The organism is Sphingobacterium sp. BN32 (genome assembly GCF_030503615.1).
In the GTDB taxonomy this organism is placed as follows: Bacteria; Bacteroidota; Bacteroidia; order Sphingobacteriales; family Sphingobacteriaceae; genus Sphingobacterium.
The window spans coordinates 3,754,251-3,776,509 of sequence record NZ_CP129963.1 but is presented as its reverse complement, the minus strand read 5'-3'; the positions used below and the strand labels follow the sequence as shown (position 1 = coordinate 3,776,509).

The following is a 22,259-nucleotide window of genomic DNA, read 5'->3' as shown; positions in this document are numbered from 1 at the left end:
TAAATGGTAATCTTGTGAAATTAAAACCTGTAAATAGTATCTCTGGGATTGCTCCAAATGACTTTGTAAAAGAGTATTTGAAGAAGGGTCAGCCGGTCATCATAAAGGATTTCGTAAGTAAGGACAGCCCTTGTTGGTCCAAGTGGAGCTACGATTATTTCAAGGAAATAGCGGGCAACGAGCAAATTGATGTATATGGGCGCGAGGAAGAGTCTCAAAACCACGCAGCAAGTCCTCCAGTGGGGAGAATGAGCTTTGGTCAGTATCTAGATAAAATTAGCAAAGAACCAACCGAATTACGTCTTTTCTTATTCAATTTGATGAAAATACGTCCAGAGTTAAAAAAGGATGTGATCTTCAATGATGTGACGGGAGGAAAGGTTCTTCAGTGGCTACCCTATATGTTCTTTGGCGGAGAGGGTTCTGCGACGCGTAATCACTTCGACATTGATATGTCGCATGTATTCATCACGCAGTTCCAAGGAAAGAAACGTATTTGGTTGTTCCCCAATGATCAGTCTGATTTAATGTATAAGCTTCCTTATAACTTCCATAGCATTGCTAACTTGAAAAAGAGCAGTGTGAATGAATACCCTGGTATTGAATACTTAGACGGTTATGAGGCGGTAATAGGTCCGGGCGAGACATTGTATATGCCAGCAGGATGGTGGCACTATATTCAATACGAAACAGAAGGATATTCAATCTCTGTTCGAGCCTTAGCAAACTCACTTGCTGAGAAGTTGAAAGGGGCCAGAAATCTGTTTGTAACCCGTCATTTCGATGATACGATGCGCAAAATATTTAAGGATAAATGGTTTGATTACAAAATCAAAACGGCGCAGTCTCGTGCGAATCGAGCAATCAAAAAATATAAAAAATAAGAGAAGGCTGTCTGAAAAGACAGCCTTTCGTATGTTTATGGTGTTTCAAAACCATATTTCTTATAAATCTCTCTTGCTTCTTTTGTCTGCATAAAATTTAGAAAATCTGTTGCTGCCTTCGGCCTAGGAGCATTCTTAAGGCTAGCAATCTGATACTTTGCTCTCACATTATCAGCTTCTGGAATCGCAACTTCATCAACAGGGTGCTTAAGCAGTTTCTGAAAGACAACTTCAGAATACCATACTGGCGCAGCGTCGGCCTGTTGATATAAGATCCGCATCGGACTTTCGCGATGGTGAATCTTCGTCAGATAGGTCGTGCCATCCTTTACCTTGTTTTCCATGATTTGCTGTTCCAGTTGTTTACCGCCAATCTTGTTGTAAACTGATACGATCTGATTTCCCACACCTTCCCAAGCCGGATTAGGCATAGCGATGCGCAACTTAGGGTTAGCCAAATCTTTAATGCCGGTTACTTTCAATGGGTTTCCCGCCGGCACCATAATGGTGAGTTTATTGAAAGCATACGTGTCAATCTTGCTGAAATGCTCCTTCATACCTTGTATTCTGTTTGTTCCAGCAGCATAAACATCGGGTTTATGCGTAATGCGAAGATTTCCGATCGTAATGGAGCCTCCTTCAATCTGTTTCGCCAGAATACCTGGAGGCAGGGTTTCTACGAAAATACGCTCGTATTCCGGATGTTTCTTTTTAAAGGCTGTAATCAGCTCCGGAATGCACATAAACTGATTACCGGCGAAGAAGATCACCAATTGCGGATCGACGATATCGCCATATAAATCCGGGACATTGTCAATTCCAGGGATGGTGAAATTGACAGCGGACTCCGGTGAAGGATTCCATGGGGGATCAAATCTATGCTCTTGGGCGTTGCTGTGTTGTTGCATGATGAAAACACTTAATAATGCGACAATAGATTTCTTTAAGGCTGCGTTGCACATGAAATTATGGTTTTACGATGGTCCAACCTTCTGATCCGCGAATAACAAGCTCACCGTTGCCACTAGGAACATAGCCAATAAAATCAAACATCTGTTCTTTGGTTAAGTTGCGCTCTTGCAAGGAGTTGCTACACTGTGCTACCCGTACGCCTTTGTTGATCAGGTCTTTGATCTGCGTTTCGAACGCTGATGTTTTTAACAGTGCTTCAGTACCGCCTGAGAAGGTAATCAACTCGACTTCGACTTTACCTTTCAGGCGAGGGTCGTTGAGCAAGTTATTGATGTTTCGAATAGCTTTTTTAATAATATCGGGGTTGTTGCTATCCAGCTGGTAGATTACTTGATAGTGTTTCTTATGCGCTTCAGCGCCTTGATACTGCGCATTGGCTGTCAGTTTTGTTTCCATAGTCTTGTTGTCTTGGGCGTATAGGCTCATTCCCAATAATAGTGAGCAGCCTAATACAATAAATTTTTTCATATTCTTAAAAATTAAAAGGTCCGTATTTATGTTGTTCTTGTGTGATGTTATCTGCATATGGTGGATAAGCGGCATCCCGAGGTTTCTGGCTTAAGACAGGATAATCCAGCTCCTTGTTGGGCTTTTGTGGCCGATCGAAGGAGTTTATATAGGCGGCAACATCAAAAGCTTCCTCGTCGCTTAAAATAGGCTCTGACGGATCAACGCCTAAAGGCATATTGCCCTTGATAAATTTTGCCGCAGTAATAACGCGCGCCATACCTGCGCCATCATTGAAAGAGTCCGCTCCCCATAATGGTGGATAAACATAGCCATCCTTCGGATTGTTTGCCAATTTCGGCAATCCTTGTCCGTCCTGTTGATGACAAGAGACGCATTGTTTCTGGAAAACGAGTTGTCCATGGTTCAAGTCAGCTTTGCGATCGGGCACTTTTAAGTCCACAAATCCTTGTCCTTTTATTCGTTTGCCTATTTTTACATCAGCACTTAGATGTTTGATATAACTAACCATAGCCAGCATTTCTTTGCTATCGATCGGTAATTTCTTCCCATTCATGCTTCTTTCGAAACAGCCGTTGATGCGATCTTCCAAAGTGCCGACCTTACCATCACGACCACTATAAACAGGGAATAAGGCGCTTAGACCCACATAGGGCGCTGCATAGGCCTTGGTGCCAGCCTCAAGGTGACAGGACGCACAGGCTAATCGATTCCCGGTAAAGGCAGCAACTTTAGGAGCCTCAGGACCCAAATACTTATACGTCTCGCGGATAAGCTGTTCGCCATAGGCGGCCATTTTACCATCTTCGGTATCCGGATAGGGGCTCAACTTGAAGTCTTCCACGCTATTCAAAAGCTGCCCATCCGTTTCCTTCGAAGGCTGCTCGACCGCAGCGGATGCATGCTGCTGTTGGTAGGGAATGAAAGGTAGCAAGAAAATAAGGAACACAAGCACTACAAAAAGGATTGACATCGCTTTGGCGACTTTGCTCAGCTTATTGATCTCGCGGAGTAAGTTTACAGGTTGGTTGTGGTCATTTTTCATGGAAGCAAACTTAGTCTACTTTCCATGTCTCCTAAAACGGTATTCTGTTATGCCTTATAACTATATGTTATGGAAGCTTTTCAATTCCCGATTGAGGAATCGCAGGAATTGCTTTGGAAGGTCCGAAACTTCACCATGAAGATGGACGAGATACAAGTTTCGCGCAATAGCCCACCTGTCGTTCATGACCTCCACTAATTTGCCGCTCTCCATCTCTTCTTTCACAGCGAATTTCGAAAGTATCCCAATACTGTCTTTATGCTGGATGTATTTCTTAATTGACTCTGAGCTAGACATTTCAACACGGTTGACCAGGTGTTTTGCGTCAATGCCAATCTCTTTAAACCGTTGGAAGACGATGTCATTTGTTCCCGAACCGGGTTCTCTAAAAACAAATTCTTGTTGACTGAAATCAGCTATAGAAAGCTCCGGTTTTTTAAAGATCGGATGACTACTGCGGGCAATAAAGATCAGTTGGTCATCTAATATTTTCGTGTATTTTAAAGACTTGTCCTCCGCCAAACCTTCAACGAACCCCAGCGCAATCTTCTGTTCGAATAACCACTTTGTTACATGCGCTGTATTACCATTATATAACTTGATATTGACTAAAGGATTTTCTTCGGTGAATTTCGCGATAAGTTGCGGTAGGATATACTGCGATAGGGTAGTGCTTGCGCCAATAACGAGGTTACCTTTCAGTTTATCATTTAAAAGCCCAAGCCTGTAATCGAGCAATTCATACTGTTTGCTAATGGTACTAGCTGCTTCCATCAATGTTCTACCAGCCTCCGTCAGCTGTAACCTGTTCCCATTCCTCAAAAACAGCGCATGGCCCACCAGGCTTTCCAGCTCTTGAATATGCTTCGAAACCGCAGGCTGACTGATAAAAAGCTCACGCGAAGTCTTCGTAAAGCTTAAGCTCTTCGCAGCATGGTAAAAAACTTTGATTCTAAAATTAACTTCTAACATCAGATTATGTTATTGAACGTTTGTCTATTCGAGAAATTGGTTGGAATCAGAGAAGCATTAATATAGACACGTTCGGTCTAAATACTAACTACTATATACTAACTACTAAACAACTACTAACTACTAAATACTTTCTTCTGCGCTTTCCTTCACGCTATACTTATAAAACAGTGTAAAAGGATCTGAAGGATAAACCACAGCTTCGGGATTATGTTTGAACGGTACCTGCTGATCGAAGAGCTCCTCTAATGTGCTTTTCAGAAAAGCCACAAAAACATCTTTCTGCTCAGCCAATGTTTGATCACTAAGCACAAAGCTACCGGTATTATTTTTAAAGACCGTCCCATCTTCACGCATACGCCTTGCGACATATAGATGTGGCTCAAGATTGCGTAGGCCGGTTACTTGTTCATATACATAAGCATAGAATAGCGTTTGCACAAGCGCCTTGTTTTCTGTATTTGCCGCAAAAACCACATCCAGGTTTCGGAATTTTACACTATCAGCGCCCGTTTTGTAATCCACAATACGAAGCTTCGTCTGCCCGTCTTTCGTAAGGACTTCATCCACGCGGTCGATAATACCATATAAGCTAACCGTTTCAATGCTGCCGTTTATTTCAATAGGGAAGTCCAGGATATAGTCGTCGCTATTTTCGAGCTCGACAATCCGGATTGCTTCATACTGGTCGATATCATACTGCAAGAACATTTTCACATACTCCGTCGCAATCTTATGCATGATACGCTGCAAGCTATTGAGTTCATCGACCGTATTGAAACTTGTCAGGTATTCATTGCCAATCTGCTTCAGCACTACTTGATCCGCAATTTGCAGCTTTGCTTTTAAGCTTTCGGTCGGAATAAAATCATCTACCGTCTTGAGCGGTGCCAATAGTTCTTCCATGCTTTCATGGATGACAGTACCGAGTTTATTCATCTCGAATTCCTGACTTATCGAAGGCGGTTCCTTGATATCAGCGACATATTTTAAGAAGAATTGCAAAGGCGAAGCCAGGTAGCTGGTGAAGGCAGATGCAGAAATACGCTTCCCATGCTTGATGTAGCTGCCATATAGTTTATTCCATACCTCGCCCGTTTTCTCGATAACCAATTCCTGCGGCTGCGTCGGGAAAGTCAAAAGTTGCTGTTGCGTATGTTTAATGAAGTTGAACTTCGTTTCAAATTCTAATTGTTTGATGAAGCGGCTTTCCTCGCCCGAACTACTCTCACTGACCACAGCATTGTAGAACAGATGAATATCACTGCTGTATTGGAAATGACGATAGAATAAATAGGCCGATAGGGCGTCTTGATTTTCTAATACCGGGAGACCGTATGCTTTCCTTAAATTGTTGGGCAGGAAAGTCGGAGAATTCGATGTCTTCGGCAAAATACCTTCATTAGCCCCCAAAATATACACCTGATCGAAATTTAAACAGCGGCTTTCCAACAGCCCCATGATCTGCAGACCTTTTAGCGGATTACCTTCAATCGCCGAGCTAATGGGTCCGAGAGCCTTTCTGATCAACCCGATTTGGAACCCGATGCTCAGTTTACCCAGATTGGAGAAACCGAGTTGCAATTGATTCAAAACCTTCTTCGTTTCCATCAACAGGTTAGACTCAATCTGTCGGATGCGGTCGTTATCTGCCAGCGAAAGCAATAAGCTGTCGATCATCGCGCTTAAGGTTGGTATGGTCTGTTCCGGAGACGGTAATTTGCGGAAGAAATGCGGCAGCACCGATTCGCTGATATCGATATCCTTAACCTCCACTTCAAACAATTGCTTATCTGCCGACTCGGTTTGAATTAGTTGTTTTTGTTTCTTCGATACCTTGCTCATCGGGTTGGTCAGGTAGGTTTCCAGCAGCTGATAAGGAATCTTTTCTTTATGCTGCTGAGATATCAAAACCTGCACATTCATCCAAAGATCTAACAAACCATAGATTGGCGACTGAATCAATGGATAACCCGTTGTAATATTTACATCGGTATAAGGCAAACTCTGCAAAAGCGGAACGAGCAAACCTTCATCGGCAAGTAGAATAGCGGATGACTTGCTCTCATCCTGATGTTTGCTCAGCAGATCGTACAGTAACTTCGTTTCACTAATCTTTCCCAGACTTTGATAAATATGTACATCGTCTGCTCGGTTCGCGATGATGTTTGGAACATCGCCTAAAGCATTCAATAAGCCCGTTTGAAAGATATTGCGTCGGATGAACAGACCGGCTTCCTGCAGCTTATCATCCAGATAATGGCTGTCGGCATCGAAATAGAAAAGCGCTTTGCCCTGTTCCTGCCATTCCCTGAATAGTTTTGCTTCGGCTCGGTTAAGGGCATTGAAGCCCACAAAAAGAACTTGCTTAAATTGATCCACAAAGGTCTTGTTCTCTTCCTTCCCTTCCGCTAAATCGCGGTAAATGGTCGGGAAATTTGTCTGCCCCTCGGCTTGCAAACGCTCTTTAAACGCTCTGTATAATGTGGGTAATCGGCGCCACAAGCGAAGAAATCTTTTCTGCACTCCCGTATGTCCTTGTATGCTGAACGACTGCCAGAACTGCCGGATAAATGCCTGCTGTTCGGGTGTGAAATGCTGGAAGGCAATTTCAATCTCCGTTGTGTCGGAAAGCTCCATAAAGATATGCGCAATATCGACCAGGTCGTAGTCTAGCTGACTGAAGTCGCTGAGGATAATCTCCGCTATGGGATAAAACTCCTCTAAGGTTTCCGGTTCGACGCCCTCCTTGGCAAGCAACTCATTGTGAAGCTCGTATAAATAGAAGAACTGACTAATCGAAGACGCCTGTACTTTACTGGTCGACAAGCTAAAGAACTCCTGAATGGTATAGAATTGTGGCGACCAGATTGCCTGCTGATAGACATCGACAAGATGTTTTTTCAAGTAGGTAATCGGTCTTTTATTGTTGAATACGACGGCAATATCAGCGATATCTTTGCCATATCGTTTTTGTATATCTTCTGCTACTAGGCGTAGAAATGCTTTGTTCATAGGGATCGCTTAAATAACTTCTACTAATTGTTTTGATTTGGCATAATACAGATAGCCTTTCACGTTTTCATAACCTACATTTCGGATGGCTTTCATGTATTTATCGACCTGCGCCTTGTGGCCAACATAGTCTCCCTGGGTAAATTTGAAGTCAAGCACAATGGTGCTATTCGGGCTGGTAAATACCTTGTCCGGACGAATAGTTTCGCCATCGGCGGTAATAATGCTTGCTTCGTTCCAAATCTTGAAATCACCATTCAACCAGCTGTTGATTTGCGGGTGATGCCATATTTCGTGAATTTCCTGCAGCAATGCCTCCCGGTCTTCCATAGAGAGAATGCCTTCCTGAATATATTTATCGATCAGTAAGTCAATATCCTTTTCCTGTGATGCCTCCGATACGATTTCATGGGCCAGTACGCCGTATTGCGCCGCCTTCTCCATCATCAGGATATTGTTGATGCTTCTCGTGCTTGCATGTTCCCATTCCTTCTCTAAGACATTGGAAATCGGATAATGTTGAAGCGCAATATAATTGCCTTCGGCTTTTAAAGCTTCATCCGTTTTGCTGATGATATGCTGTATATTGAGCTGATTGTTTTCCAACTTGAATACCGCGTTGTCGGCAGAGAGGGCTTGTATCAATATATCAGAAATATACTCGTTGCTCGGTTCAAAACCTTTAATTTCACCGGTTTTCTTGTCAACAGTCTGTTTAAACTGCGGAGCGGAAATGTATAAGTGCTGTTTCGCACGGGTATTGGCGACATAGAACGTGTTTAACGCATCCATGTAGTTGAAGAGCATCTCTTCGAAATACTGCTGATAGAATATCGAGTTGCCGAGGGATTTACTGTATTTTATAGGAATCTTCCCTAAGGCAGCAAAGGGACTGTTTTCTACATTAATCCAAAAGTCGCCTCGCGACATCCCGTCTAAGCTCCAAGAACAGAAAGGAAGCATAACCACATCATATGCCAGTCCTTTAGACTTATGTATGGTGGTAACCTCAATCGCGTCAATCTTTCCGTTGCTTGGGAGAACTGCTTTTTCGCCATCCTCCAGCCAATATTCCAGGAATTGAATCAACCCGCGCTCGCCCATGGCAGAGAAGGAGGTAATGATATCTTTAAATGCCAATAAATAGGGCAGGTGAATGCTATTTTCGTCGGTCAATCCATATATCTCGATCAATTTCTCGGAAAGATGTATCAACGGCATCTTCTGCAATGCATCCCATTGTGCAATCAGTTCATCAGGCACTAAACCCCGAAGTTCCTGAATATTATTGTCTCTGAATTTTAACCAATAAGATTGGTCAAAGGCAGAGTTCCCTTTGCTTAGTTGATAGAGGTAAGCCATGTTGGCATGTTGAATAACATGCTTATCCGACTGGTAGACTAGCGCTTTGAATGTTTCGACCAATAGCTGGATCGCATGATTCGAAACCAAAGTAAGCGCATCGCCAGAGATCACCTCATAATTCAACTGATGGGTGTTTTTGTAATCCATCAATTGCTGAATAAGGAGTCTCGCTTGTGCATTACTGCGAACGAGGATACCGATCTGCGAAGGCTTGTAGCGTCCGCTGCTGATCCACTCGGCAACCTTTTCGCAGAGGGCATCGATCGATGCTTCCTCGACCTGATTGCGCCTGTACGCGCCATTCTCTACCGGAAGAAAGGTTATTTCTATAGAACCTTGATTCGCATCATCTGCCTGCAGCTGCTCCGGGAGTTCCTGATTGCTACCCTCGTAAGCTTTGATCAGCATCTGATCATTCCCCGTAGCCGTCCACCATTCCCTACCTTCCTTGTTCAGCGATTCGAGTACCTGCTCGTTCAATACCTGCTGCATCAATTGAGGGATACTGCTGAAGAGGTAATTGTTCAGCTTAATGATATTCGGCAAGCTGCGGTAGTTGGTCAGCAGCGCACCTTGGTCAATAAATTGTGGCCTAGATTGCTCGTTCAGGTGGAACGAGTCGGATACCTGCTGCTCGACTTGTTGCAGCAAGATCCGCCAATCGCCGTTTCGCCAACGATAGATACTTTGTTTGACATCGCCAACGATAAGATGCTCGCTCATTTTACCTTGCGAATTTGCCAGGGCGTTGAGCAGGAGGGGACTATAATTTTTCCATTGAATCCTAGACGTGTCCTGAAACTCATCAAATAGGAAATAATTGTATCGGTTCCCTATCTTCTCCCATATGAAAGTGGGGTCGTTGTTTTCATCTAACCCTAGCTTGTTCAACAGAATCTGCGAGTCTGAAATCAGTTGCGATGCATTCTCCTTGCGCCATAAACTCAAGAGGTCGCTCATCTCCTTTAATAAGCGAAGGAAATATAGGTTTGCTTCGACCGCTTTATAGGCAATATAGCTCGGAAATAGTTTGTGTATCTCGAAGATAGTCTGCAGCGCGGGTTGAATACCAATCTGTAGATCATATCGAACTTCTTTATGCTGGTCGGTAAAAGCCTCATCATTATCCTGAAGGATCAGGAACTTATCAAATAGCTTTTGAAGGTCCGTTTCATTAATCTTATGCAGGTTGCTCTCGACCTTACTCGCGGAAATCAACTTGTTGCGAGACTTGCCTTTCATCTCGGACTCGTCTACGCCCAGGGAGCGGACAGTTTCCTTAAAGGCATCGATGGCCTGCGAAAAAGTCGCGACGAAAGCCTTAGACTTTTCGGCTATTTCTTTCTGCAGTAGATTGAAAACTTGATTGGTGTCAGCAGTGAGCAAAAAGGAGTCAAATTCCTGGAAGTTTTCCGAGAAGATAAGACCAGCCAATGCCATAAGTTGCTGTCGGTAGTTCCAGTTTTCGTTATTGTCTATCTTTTGCTCCGCATAGGCAATAATCCACTCCAATAGTTCAGGTTTCTCATCCAAAAGCTGATTCAGCATAATGGTCAAGTCTTTTTTAACCTTATTGGTATTCATCTCTATGGCATACGCCGCATCCAGATTAAGCTCATAGGTGAAGCTACGGATCACCTTTTGAGAGAACCCATCGATGGTGCTAACGGAGAAATGGCTATAGTCGTGCAGGATGCGTCGATAAACGCGATATGCTTTCTCCTGCAAGGTGCCGGCATCCCATTCGGGATACTGTTCTAATAATAGTTTTCTGTAACTTTCAATATGCTTATGCGGATCAGCGATTGCAAGACCATGCAGGACGGAAAGAATACGTTCTTTCATCTCTGCGGTTGCTTTGTTGGTGAAGGTAACGGCGAGTATCTCTCGGTAGTTGCTTTCTTTTGCGAGCAACAGGCTGAGGTAATGTACTGTAAGACTGAATGTTTTTCCAGATCCGGCAGATGCCTTAACGATCTTTAGAGGTGCTTTTCCTGACATAGCAATGAATGCGGATTTATGAGGTTGAATATCGTTAATATCGGCTTAATCCTCAAATTTAATCCGAAATAGGAAGCGACGGTTTGAGGCAGCTCTCTCTTCTTTGTTGCTGCGTTAACAATCTTTTGATATTTAGCTTTTTAGTCATTATAATTTTTGTATCTTTGCGTCCCCTCCTGCATGTAGCAACGGGGGATATGTTGAATACATAAAATAAATTAAAACATGGCAACTAAAATCAGATTGCAAAGACACGGTAAAAAAGGAAAACCTTTTTACCATGTAGTAGTAGCAGATGCACGTGCTCCACGTGATGGTAAATTCATTGAGCGTATCGGTTCTTATAACCCGAACACTAACCCAGCAACTATCATTTTAGATTTTGATAAAGCATTAACATGGGTGAACAATGGTGCACAACCTACTGACACAGCTCGCGCTATCCTTTCTTACAAAGGTGTTCTTTACAAAAAACACTTACAAGGTGGTGTGAAAAAAGGTGCTTTCGATGAGGCTAAAGCAGAAGAATTATTCGCTGCTTGGACTGAAGGAAACGATGCGAAAATCGAAGGTAAAAAATCTGGCTTAGCACAATCTAAAGGAGAAGCTAAAAAAGCTGCTCTTGCTGCTGAAGCTAAGAAAAAAGAAGAAAAAGCTGCTGCTATCGCTGCTAAAAATGCGCCAGTTGAAGAAGCTGCTGCAGAAGAAGCTACGGAAGAAGCTGCTGAAGAAAACACAGAAGAAACAGAAGGATAATCCTTTCGAAAATCTTTTATTGAAAAAAGGCCGGTCTGCTACGCAGACTGGCCTTTTTTAGATATTAGACATAAGATATTAGACATTAGAGTAGGGCGGGCTAGGGATTTTTTCTGAATCAGGAAAGAATATTTGTTTTATCCTTTGGTTTGTCTTGAACCATGAAAGGAAGGATGCAACGATTGGCAGGATCGGGCAAAAAGAATGGAAAACGTTGTCTTGAACCGGGAAAGGAAGGATACAAATACCATTTTTCACTAAACGTCTCCTAACATGTATGCAGTCCGCACTTTCATTTAACACGCCCAACATGATCCTGAACATCCTTGCATCCTTGCTTTCCTGGTTCAAGACAACCTTCTCTCATAAACGACAAACACCTTCTTCGCCATTAACCCTATACAGAACCAATACAAACCCAATTCAAACCCAATATAAACCCCAATCATAGCCGCTTTGAAAGGGCTTTGATTGGGGTCTGAAAAGGCAATAGATAAAGTATGTCTGCTTCTAGTCCCGATGCAGCGGAAAGAAAGCCAGATAGTCAAAAGTAAAAAATGCCAACCGCGAGGTTGGCATTTTTACTATCTAAAATCTAATGTCTAAACGTCTAATATCTAAACGGAGACATCTAGATCTAATTCGTTGGATTTTGTGTCAATTGACCAGGGTAAGAGTTAATTGCCGATTGTGGAATGTAATAGATTACACGGTAATCGGTAGCAGGGATTACTGCTTTTTGGTCTTGTGGTCCTGGGTAGTCACGTGTTAGGGATTTTCCGTTGCGGAATACATCATAGCTGCGTTCTGCTTGGAATGCTAATTCTAACTGACGTTCTTTGTCGATTTTTTGGCTAGCATCGGCAGCTGAAAGGCTTGTGTAAGCGCCATTTTCGATGGAACGCGTGCGGATTTTGTTCAAGTCTGCTAATGCTTCAGCATATTTCCCTTGTTTAGCGTTCGCTTCCGCACGGTTTAAGTATACTTCACCCAATCTGCTGATTACTGGTGAGTGCAGGTGCGAGTTTTCGCCTTCGCGAGATGCTTTCACGATGTAGAACTGTGGATAAGCACGGTTCAGTGAGATATAATAATCTAAGAAACCGGTGTAGGTTCTTCCGTCTTTATGTTTGATCGAATAGATGCCCTGCGTAGCATCAACTGCTGATAAGGTATAGCGATCTACAACAGGTTTTTTGTCTACCGTAGTAACTTCTTTCGCAATTAATGTGTTTCCTTCACGAATGATGGTGTCTTGCATGTAGTTTTTAGAAGTCTCGCTATCTTGTTTGATGTATCGGAAAACTTCGGTGAACTTACCTCCGTTGTTGTCGTAGGTAGGCTCGATAAAGGCAGCACGCGCATCAACGATCTTGTAGTTGTCCGGTCTCCAGTCATTTCTTCCGGTTTCGTTCAATAAATCGATGTATTTAGCACTTGCATACATTTCACCCCAACCTTGACCACCGATGTTTGCATACATACCACCAACACCATAGTAATGGTCGCTACCTGAGAATTCAGATGCTAAGCGTTTTACAGCGAAGATCGTTTCTTTGTTGTTCTCTGGCGTAAAGGTATTGTAACGCATAAAGTCCGCACGGCCTAACAGGCTGTATTTTCCAGAGTTGATTACTTTATCAGCATACTCTGCTGACAGTTTTGCGTATTGCACATTCGGCGCTTCATAAGTTCCGCTCATGTATAAATACACACGTGAAAGAATCGCTTGCGCTGCTTCTTTGGTTGCGTAAATATTACCTTTTTTGAGCGTAAGCAATGATTCAGCTTTCGTTAAATCAGCAATAATCTGCTCGTATGTTTCTTTTACCGTTGCACGGTCCGGGAAGTTCAATTCGCCAAGCGGATTTTCCGGTGTACCATTTACGATTGGCACGCCTAAGTTTGTTTCCGGGCTTTGGTAGTATGGGCGGCCGTATGCACGCACCAGATAAAAGTACATTAGACCGCGGATGTAATAACATTCGCCAATTTGATTGTCGACTTCTACGCTCTCGCCTTCTTTTAGGAATTTCATTGCGTTCGATGCTTGTGCTATCGCTTTGTAACTGTAGTCCCAGAAGTTGGATAAGCGGTAGTTATTTGGCGTACGAGAGAAGGAGATAAACTCATAGAAAGCATCTGTTGATGCTCCACGAATCATCATGTTATCGCCTGCGTATTCACCAGCGCGGTGCATGGGGTCAGACCATGCTTTTAATTGTGCGTATGCACCTGTAATTAGGGCTTGCGGATTTTCTGCCACCCCCTCTGTATCCATTGATCCTTTAGGCAATCTGTCGAGCTCGCATGAGGAGAACAAGGCTGTTGCCGATAGTAAAAATAATAGCTTTTTCATATGATATAATCCCCTCAATTAAAATGTAACATTTAAACCAAACATAAACTTACGTGTCGCTGGGTAAACCGCAGGAAGCGCTGTCTCCAACAATTTTCCTGTCTCCGGGTTGATGGTTGCTTCTGGATCTACACCGGAGTAGTTTGTCCATGTGAATAAGTTTTCGCCGGATAAGAATACTCTGACGTTGCTTAAATAGTATTGAGGTAGTTTGAACGAATAACCTACAGCTAATGATCTTAATCTTAAGAAATCATTGCTTTCAAGGTATCTTGATGATGCTTTGTTACCATTGTTGGCGTTGTTATAGCGTGCTACCGGATGGGTTGCCACGTCGCCTGGTTTTTCCCAACGGCTCCAGCCATCTTGCAATTTCATTTGGTTTCTGTCTACGTAGGCACCGTCAGCATCTAATTCCTGGCGTGCATAGTTGTATTTCTGTCCACCGATAGAGAAACCGAAGTTTGCTGTCAAATCGAAATCTTTGTAGGCTACGAATGTTCCGAACCCACCGAACAAATCTGCTGCTGCTTTGCCCATTTTACGGTACGTTCCATCGGCATATTTCTCTGTTTTGCTTTGGCCGATTACATTTCCTTCTGCGTCCAAATCGTCTTTGTACCACATTGGTTTGCCGTTGTCTGGATTTACGCCAGCCCATTCGATCATGTAATAGGTATCTACAGGAGCGCCGATTTCCAATAGACGTTGTGCAGAACCCGCGATGCCTGAGTTATCGCCAGCAATAATAGGCTTAGAAACCAATTCGCCGTTTTGAAGCGTTTTGTATAGGTCCGTCAATTTGTTTTTATTATGTCCTAAGTTGAGGTCCATGCTCCATAACCAGTCGCCTTTTTTGATGATATCACCACCAATAGTCAACTCATAACCTCTATTCTGCATTTCACCAACGTTTCTCCAGATTGATGTAACACCGATTAAGCCAGTCACCGGAACTTGGAACAATACATTGTCTGTCGTTTTGTTATAGTAATCAGCGGTTAAGCGTAAGCGATTGTTGAAGAATCCCGCGTCTACTCCTACGCCTGCTGTATAGGTGTTTTCCCATTGTAGGTTTGGATTTCCGATTTGACTAATCAATGCCCCCGGCGTGCCGTTGTAGCCTGATTGGGAGGTAATGGCATAAAGATCGTACTGTGGATAAAGGGATGTTGGTTTATTACCTACAGAACCGTATGCTGCGCGAAGTTTTAAGTTATTGATTTTATCAACATTGAACCAGCTTTCGTTATGGATGTTCCAGGCTCCACTGATGGAGAAGAAATTACCATATTTTACGTCGGTACCGAAGTTGGAAGCACCATCTCTACGGAAGGACGCTTGTGCTAAATAGCGGTTGTCGTATGCATAGTTTGCATTAGCTAAATAAGACTGCGTTGCCCACTCATTGATTGATCCCTTTGTGCGCTCTGGTTTAGCAACAACATCCAATACTTCGAAACCAGGTAAGAAGCCTGTTCCATAGATATCAATGATCTTTTCGTTGAAATCGTTGAATTCATAAGCAACAATACCATTCAATGCATGCTTGTCCCAAGTTTTGTTGAAACGTAATAATTGGTTGGTATAGCGGCGTGTATTATCCAAACGATATTCCGAGATACGCCCCAAGACGCTCTGACCTCCATTTGAACGTGGATCTGTGTAGCCCGATGAAGAATATAAATTCGTGCGGTAACTGTTCACCGAAGAGAATGTCAACCAATCTGTTAATCTAACATCGAAGTCAAAGTTACCTTGCAATTCGTAGTTCGTCGTTGCAGATTTATTCCATTGCAAGTCGTATAAGTAGTTTGTACTTGCGTTGTTTACCCATCCGCTGTAACGGTGTGGCACTAGATTTCCGTTCGCATCGTATGGACTATCCCAAGGTAGGTTAGTCACCATCGCACCTGTATCATATTGTCTATCGTCTGTTCCTCGACGGGCTGCAACGATGGAAGGTTTGATGCTTAACCATTCAAAAGGCTTGTATACTGTATTCAAACGGATGTTGTAACGGTCGTACTCAAAACCTTTGACAGCACCTAATTCATTGTAATATCCTAAGGAAAGGAATGATTGCAATGTTTCATTACCTCCTTGTAGGGAGATGTTGTGGTTTTGGGTGAAGCCATTGCGCGTTGCAACATCCCACCAATCGAAGTTTGAGTTTCTCAGCTCTTCATTCCATCTAGGGAATTTGATATCGCTTGCGTTTTGGAAAGATGCGAAGTAATCATATAATTCTGCTCCGTTCATCATCTGCAAATTTCCATTCGTCAACTGGTTGAAACCTAGTTTTGTTGAATAGGTTAGTTGCATTTTCTGTGATCTTGGCGCTTTCGTTGTCACGACCACAACACCGTTAGCTCCTTGGGAACCATAAAGTGATGTTGAAGCAGCATCTTTCAAGACCGTTAGGTTGGCAATATCATCTGGGTTTAAATCGCCAGGACCGTAGCCCACGATTACCCCATCGATTACCCAAAGTGGGCTAGTTACACCGTTTACCGAGGCTTGTCCGCGGATAACAACTGCACCGCGTGTTCCCGGTTTACCGGTGCTTGGTGCAACATATACACCAGCAGCTTTACCGTTCAACATGTTCTCCACAGAAGGGGTCGTCACGTCTCTAAGCTTTTGGCCGCTCACATTTTGCAATGCACCAGTTAAGCTTTCTTTCTTTTGCTGAATACCATAACCCACCACTACGACCTCATCTAAAGAATTTACTGATTCTTCCAAATTGATGGTCATGTTGTTGGATTCGATTTTCCGCTCTACCTTTTCATAACCTACAGCAGAAATAATTAGCGTTTGGCCAATTTTGGCATCGATCGAGAAAGCACCATTTTCGTCTGTTGAAGAGATGATTTTCGGATTTTCTTTCACGCTGATGGTGACAGCGGATAATGCTCCTGTTGCACCTTTGATCGTACCGGTTATTACTTCTTGGAAAGCAACGGCATGGATCGAGCTGGATTCCTTGAGGTTAGATGCAAGCACGGCATCGGGAGTAAGTAGGGCTAATGTCAGCACAGATGTAATTGGATAAAATGTACTGGCAAGAAATGCCCTGGATAATCTTTTTTTGCACATAAGTGTCGTGTTTAATAAAAGTAGATTTTGGCTACACAATTTAGTATTGTTGCGACAATATTAACTTTTTGTAAATAGAATGCTATATGCTTTTTGAACTCAAACGTTTGCGTATTTTGATGCAAACGATTGCATATGCAACAGCGTGTAAATATCGTTTTTGGTGAATACGTAACATTTTGGTAACATTAGGTTGTTTTAACAACTAGTTGTCAATCGATTAGATGGTCGCCTTTTACCTGATTTTTATATCTTTTTGATTTTCCTAATTGTTAAATTTCAGAGTGATCGTCTAGCTTTCGCAAGGCGTTTTATTGTCCGATTATTTCTGTATTTTTGCATTTTAATTCAGGCTATGACAATCGATCAAACATTCTATATAGGTTACATAAGTAAAACCCGCGGGTTGAAAGGAGAAGTTCAATTATTCTTTGAATTTGAGGACTATATGGATTTGGATTTTGATGTTTTGTTTCTCGAGGTCAACAAGAAGTTAGTACCCTATTTCGTTGATACGCTGAAGATGTATAATAATAGTACGGCCTACGCTACTTTTGAGGATATTGACCATATCGATAAGGCGCACCCCTTGATCCGCAAGAAAATGTATTTGCCCTTGGATCAGAAACCTGAGCGTGATCCTGATGATTTCCGATATACAGACTTGGTAGGCTATGTTGCGATAGAAGAGGAGGAGGGTGAGTTGGGCGAGATTACGCAGGTGCAAGAGATGCCGCAACAGTTTATTGCTACCGTAGATATGGATGGCACGGAAGTGATGTTTCCATTGAACGAAAACTTCATTGTAGGGATAGATCCTGAGGAACAGGTTGTTGTACTTCGACTTCCTGAAGGACTGATCGATATGTATTTCGAGCAATAGAACGAGGTTTTCGTTATTTTTCCATTTTATTTTCTGGTTTTCATTTTGAGTTCTTGCTTCTATTAGCGATATTAGCCCTCGCTTATAGAGAAAGGCAGAGGGACTAGACCCGCTGAAGCCTTAGCAACCTGTCCCTTGACAAGGTGCTAAATTCTACCCCGTTAGGGAAAGATAAGCTGAAACTCAGGTATCGCTGCGTTTTCTCTAAGCCTAAAGGAAATTTATGAAAATCGTAGACCACATTAAGAACGCAAAGGGGAAGACCCTATATTCATTTGAGTTATTGCCGCCGGCAAAAGGACAGGGAATCCAGAGTATTTTCAAGACAATGGATGAACTAATGGAGTTCAATCCGCCTTTTATCGATGTTACTTACCATCGCGAGGATTACTTGTATAAGCAGCATTCCAGTGGTTTGTTAGAGCGTGTTGCCTATAGGAAGCGTCCCGGCACAGTTGCTATCTGTGCTGCGATTATGAGTAAGTACAAGGTGGATGCGGTTCCGCATTTGATCTGTGGCGGTTTCACGAAGGAGGAAACGGAGAATGCTTTAATCGATCTTAACTTCTTGGGTATTGATAATGTCTTAGTACTGCGTGGCGACGCGAGAAAAGGCGATTCAGACTTTATCCCTACCGTCGGTGGGCATGCCTACGCAACGGATCTTTTGGAGCAGGTGGTGGATATGAACAACGGTCGTTATCTGCATGAGGATATCGAGAGCTCGGCGAAGACCGATTTCTGTATCGGTGTGGCGGGTTATCCGGAGAAGCACTTCGAGGCGCCAAACTTCAACACCGATTTTAAATGGTTGAAGAAGAAGGTAGAGATGGGCGCAGAATTTATTGTTACACAGATGTTTTTCAACGTAGAGAAGTATAAGGAATTTGTGACGAAGTGTCGCGAGCATGGCATCAATGTTCCGATTATCCCGGGCCTAAAACCGTTGACCACGAAGAACCAACTAATCACGCTTCCTCGTATCTTCCACTTGGATATTCCTGAGGAATTGAGTGATGCTGTGGATGCGTGTAAAACAAATGCCGATGTACGTCAGGTAGGTGAGGAATGGTTGGTTCAGCAGTGTAAAGAGCTGATTGAGTTTGGCGCGCCAGTTTTGCATTTCTATACCATGAGTAATCCGGGGCCAACGAAGAAGATTGTGCAGAAGTTGGTTTAGCATTAGAGATTAGATTTTAGACATCAGATATTAGAGCGTGGAGCCGATGTTTTAGACTCGGTTTTGTGATATAAGATAGAAGAGCCAAGACGAGAGTCTTGGTTTTTTATTTTTAATATTTTATTGGGCGAGTTGTTTGGGGGCTTGATTTCTGTTAAAATTTGTTAAGCGGAGTGCAGTTGCTGCTTTTCAGTTTATCTTTATTCCGAAAAACTAACCTTTACTCTTATGAGCTTTCAAAAACTTAATAACCTTCTCGGCTGGAGCTGTGGAATCCTGGCAACAATAGTTTATATATTGAGTGTTGAAAAATCCAGCAGCTGGTGGGATACGGGCGAATTTATTGCTTCGGCGCATAAATTAGAGGTTGTTCATCAACCTGGAGCACCATTGTTTCTGATGATACAGAATGTGTTTTCGAATTTTGCAATGGGGGATGTCAGTAAAGTGGCTTATTGGATGAACATTGGTTCGGCAATTTTCAGTGGGTTGACCATTGTTTTTTTATTTTGGACAATCAGCGCGATTGCGAAGAAGCTGGTTTTGCAAGATGGGGAATGGACTTCGGCAAAGTTATATCAAGTTTTGGGTGCCGCGATTGTCGGATCATTAGCTTATAGTTTTACAGATTCTTTTTGGTACTCGGCAGTGGAGTCGGAGGTGTATTCAATGTCGTCGCTATGTACCGCCGTTGTGTTTTGGTTGGCGTTGAAATGGGATGCGAGAGCCGACGAAGCGGATAGCAATAAGTGGTTATTGGCCATTGCCTATGTGATGGGGCTTTCCATCGGCGTGCATTTGTTGAATCTGCTGACTATCCCAGTCATCGCTTTGATGATTTACTTCCGCAAGACGAGTAAGGTCGAGTGGAAGGGGATTGCTAAATCCTTAGGTTGGGGCGTATTGGCCTTAGCATTTGTGCTATGGGGTGTTATTCAGTATAGCGTTCGCTTTGCTGCTAATTTCGATCTTTTCTTTGTTAATAGTCTGGGGCTTCCGATTGGATCGGGTGTGGCGTTTTTCATCGCGCTATTAGTCGGAGGGATTGTCTTCGGGCTTTATTATGCGAGTCGTAAGGCAAAGCCGATTATGCATTTGGCGCTGTTGAGTTTGAGCTTTATCTTTTTAGGATTCGGGTCGTATAGTTTGTTGCTGATCCGCGCACAAACCAATATATCGTTGAATAATTATGATCCGGATAATGCATTTAATTTATTGAGTTATCTAAGTCGAGAGCAATATCAATCGGAGCCTTTATTTAAAGGGCAGAGTTTCGATGCTCGTCCTATCGATATGACTACGGGTTCGACCTATCGAAAGGATGCTGATCGCTATACCAAGATTAGCAGCAATAACCGCTATGTGTATGACAAGGAGATGTTGTTTCCAAGGATATATAGCGATAAGCATGCTGCATTTTATCGTCAGTATTTAAATATTCCTGAAGGGCAATCGCCTACTATGGGTGATAATTTGAAGTTCTTCTTCAATTATCAGTTGAACCATATGTATGCTCGTTATTTTCTGTGGAACTTTGTTGGCCGTCAGAACGATGTCCCTAGTCAGGGGCAGGTTTATGCGGGCAATTGGTTGTCGGGAATTACATTTCTTGATAATCTACGCCTGCCGGGTCAGTCGCATCTGTCGGATAGCATGTTAAAGGATCCGAGTAGGAATACTTATTTCTTCTTGCCTTTATTGCTTGGTTTTCTTGGAATATTATGGCAGTTGAAGAAGAGCAAGAAGGATACTGCTATTTTGGGACTGCTGTTCTTTTTCACGGGTTTAGCGATCGTGATTTATTTGAATCAGACGCCTAATCAGCCTAGAGAACGAGATTATGCTTATGCGGGTTCATTCTACGTGTTTGCGATATGGATTGGGTTAGGGGTCATTGCTGTTGTAGACTTGTTGAAGAGCCTGGTGAAGGTTCCGGCGAAAACCTTAGCCTTGGCCAGTTCGGCCATCTGTTTATTGGCTGTACCGACATTGCTGTTGAAGGAAAATTGGAATGATCATAACCGCTCGGAGCGAATGATGACCAGGGATTTCGCCATGAACATGTTAAATTCTTGTGCACCAAATGCCATCCTATTCACTTATGCGGATAACGATACTTTCCCGCTGTGGTATTTACAAGAGGTAGAAGGTGTTAGACCGGATGTGCGCGTGTTGAATTATGGATATCTGCAGTCTGATTGGTATGTGGAGCAGGCTTTAACGGATATCAACCAGTCGAAAGCTCTGCCATTGGGGTTTGCCTATGATAAGGTAAAGCGTGGGCAACGGGATGGTATTCAGGTTTATGATATGGGGGTAGAGGGTTATACCGATGTGAAGACCGTATTGGATATTATGCTGTCGGATAACCAACAGAATATGATGCAATTGCAGTCTGGGGAGTATGTGAATGTGATGCCGACCAAGAAGTTGCAATTGAAGATTGATAGAGCGCAAGTTTTGAAGAATAAGGTAGTTCCGCAGGAATGGGAAAATGCGATTCCGGAGTATATGCAGTGGGATTATAATCAGAATTATGTGTCGCGAGCTGAGCTGAGCCTGATGGGCTTGTTGGAAAATAACAATTGGGAGCGACCAATTTACTTTGTAAAGCAGGCTCCTAGTGATATTTTCATGGGCATGGATAAGTACCTGGCGTCGGAAGGTTTAGTGTATCGTTTGATGCCGGTAGAAGTCGGTCAACAAGCGGATGATGCTACTTTGATCAATACAGAGGCAATCTATACGAATGCGGTAGAGAAGTTCAAGTGGTCGGATATTAAGACCCTTGACTATTTTGATACGGATTCTAATTTCATCTATGATTCTTATGTGCAGCCGAATCTATATGCGCAAGGATTGGAGAGTTTAGTGCAGAAGAGTAAGCTTGCGGAAGCGAAGAAGCTAGCCTTGGTCGCTTATGCGCATCAGCCTAAGGAACCGAAGAGCATGCGTCAGAGCTATCTGAATGCCATAGTTGCTGATACCTTAGTGAAGGTGAAGGAGCTTGATAAAGCTAAAGAACTGGCCGCAAAGAATATCAAAGCGATCGACGAGAAGTTGAATTATCAGAAGGGGATAATGGAAACTTCTGAGGGCTATGATCTGTATAGTATTCAGCTTGGCTTAGGGGCGTTGGAAAGGTATCAGGCTATCTTGAAACAGATCGGTGATGAGGGATTGATAGCTGAAGGGAATCGGGTTTGGAGTAAGTATGAGCAGGCTTGGCTGCAGGGGAGTTAAGTGGGTTATTAATA

General features: G+C 43.0%; 13 protein-coding genes and 1 riboswitch. Of the genes, 5 read left to right on the top strand and 8 right to left on the bottom strand.

The features are described 5' to 3' along the window. Nucleotides 1-14 precede the first annotated feature (14 nt). Complete coding sequence (locus QYC40_RS16030) at nt 15-884, top strand: cupin-like domain-containing protein (RefSeq protein ID WP_301991176.1); 870 nt, start codon at nt 15-17, stop codon at nt 882-884. A gap of 35 nt (nt 885-919) precedes the next feature. On the opposite strand, the gene QYC40_RS16025 is transcribed toward QYC40_RS16030, so the two are convergent. The 6 genes from QYC40_RS16025 to QYC40_RS16000 all read right to left on the bottom strand — a co-directional run bounded on the left by QYC40_RS16025 (nt 920) and on the right by QYC40_RS16000 (nt 10,722). Then, entirely contained in the window at nt 920-1,846 is a 927-nt protein-coding gene (locus QYC40_RS16025) for a substrate-binding domain-containing protein (RefSeq protein ID WP_301991174.1), read from the bottom strand. Nucleotides 1,847-1,850: 4 nt separating this feature from the next. Continuing rightward, entirely contained in the window at nt 1,851-2,324 is a 474-nt protein-coding gene (locus QYC40_RS16020; protein WP_301991173.1) for a DsrE family protein, read from the bottom strand. Between the two features lie 4 nt (nt 2,325-2,328). Then, a complete protein-coding gene (locus QYC40_RS16015) occupies nt 2,329-3,369 on the bottom strand; it encodes a c-type cytochrome (protein WP_301991172.1) in 1,041 nt (346 codons plus the stop codon). 60 nt (nt 3,370-3,429) lie between these two features. Then, entirely contained in the window at nt 3,430-4,341 is a 912-nt protein-coding gene (locus tag QYC40_RS16010; protein WP_301991170.1) for a LysR family transcriptional regulator, read from the bottom strand. Between the two features lie 123 nt (nt 4,342-4,464). Then, nucleotides 4,465-7,356: a PD-(D/E)XK nuclease family protein gene (locus QYC40_RS16005; protein WP_301991168.1), complete on the bottom strand. Its 2,892-nt coding sequence runs from the start codon at nt 7,354-7,356 to the stop codon at nt 4,465-4,467. 9 nt (nt 7,357-7,365) lie between these two features. Then, nucleotides 7,366-10,722: an exodeoxyribonuclease V subunit beta gene (locus tag QYC40_RS16000; protein ID WP_301991166.1), complete on the bottom strand. Its 3,357-nt coding sequence runs from the start codon at nt 10,720-10,722 to the stop codon at nt 7,366-7,368. A 225-nt stretch (nt 10,723-10,947) separates the two neighbouring features. Here QYC40_RS16000 and QYC40_RS15995 point away from each other — a divergent pair, with 225 nt between their 5' ends. Then, complete coding sequence (locus QYC40_RS15995; protein WP_301991164.1) at nt 10,948-11,478, top strand: 30S ribosomal protein S16; 531 nt, start codon at nt 10,948-10,950, stop codon at nt 11,476-11,478. A 637-nt stretch (nt 11,479-12,115) separates the two neighbouring features. Here QYC40_RS15995 and QYC40_RS15990 read toward each other — a convergent pair. Together QYC40_RS15990 and QYC40_RS15985 are read right to left on the bottom strand one after the other, a co-directional pair. After that, on the bottom strand, nt 12,116-13,837 hold the full coding sequence (locus tag QYC40_RS15990; RefSeq protein WP_301991162.1) for a RagB/SusD family nutrient uptake outer membrane protein: 1,722 nt from the start codon (nt 13,835-13,837) through the stop codon (nt 12,116-12,118). Nucleotides 13,838-13,855: 18 nt separating this feature from the next. Continuing rightward, the gene (locus QYC40_RS15985) at nt 13,856-16,939 is read right to left on the bottom strand and encodes a SusC/RagA family TonB-linked outer membrane protein (protein WP_301991161.1); all 3,084 of its coding nucleotides are present in this window, start codon (nt 16,937-16,939) and stop codon (nt 13,856-13,858) included. Nucleotides 16,940-17,294: 355 nt separating this feature from the next. Between QYC40_RS15985 and rimM the strand changes: the two genes are divergently transcribed. From rimM to QYC40_RS15970, 3 genes are all read left to right on the top strand, one after another. Next, on the top strand, nt 17,295-17,822 hold the full coding sequence (gene rimM / locus QYC40_RS15980; RefSeq protein ID WP_301991159.1) for a ribosome maturation factor RimM: 528 nt from the start codon (nt 17,295-17,297) through the stop codon (nt 17,820-17,822). A gap of 79 nt (nt 17,823-17,901) precedes the next feature. After that, a riboswitch (SAM riboswitch) is annotated at nt 17,902-18,000 on the top strand. A gap of 45 nt (nt 18,001-18,045) precedes the next feature. After that, on the top strand, nt 18,046-19,002 hold the full coding sequence (locus QYC40_RS15975; protein WP_301991157.1) for a methylenetetrahydrofolate reductase: 957 nt from the start codon (nt 18,046-18,048) through the stop codon (nt 19,000-19,002). 228 nt (nt 19,003-19,230) lie between these two features. Continuing rightward, nucleotides 19,231-22,245: a DUF2723 domain-containing protein gene (locus QYC40_RS15970; RefSeq protein ID WP_301991156.1), complete on the top strand. Its 3,015-nt coding sequence runs from the start codon at nt 19,231-19,233 to the stop codon at nt 22,243-22,245. Nucleotides 22,246-22,259: the final 14 nt, after the last annotated feature.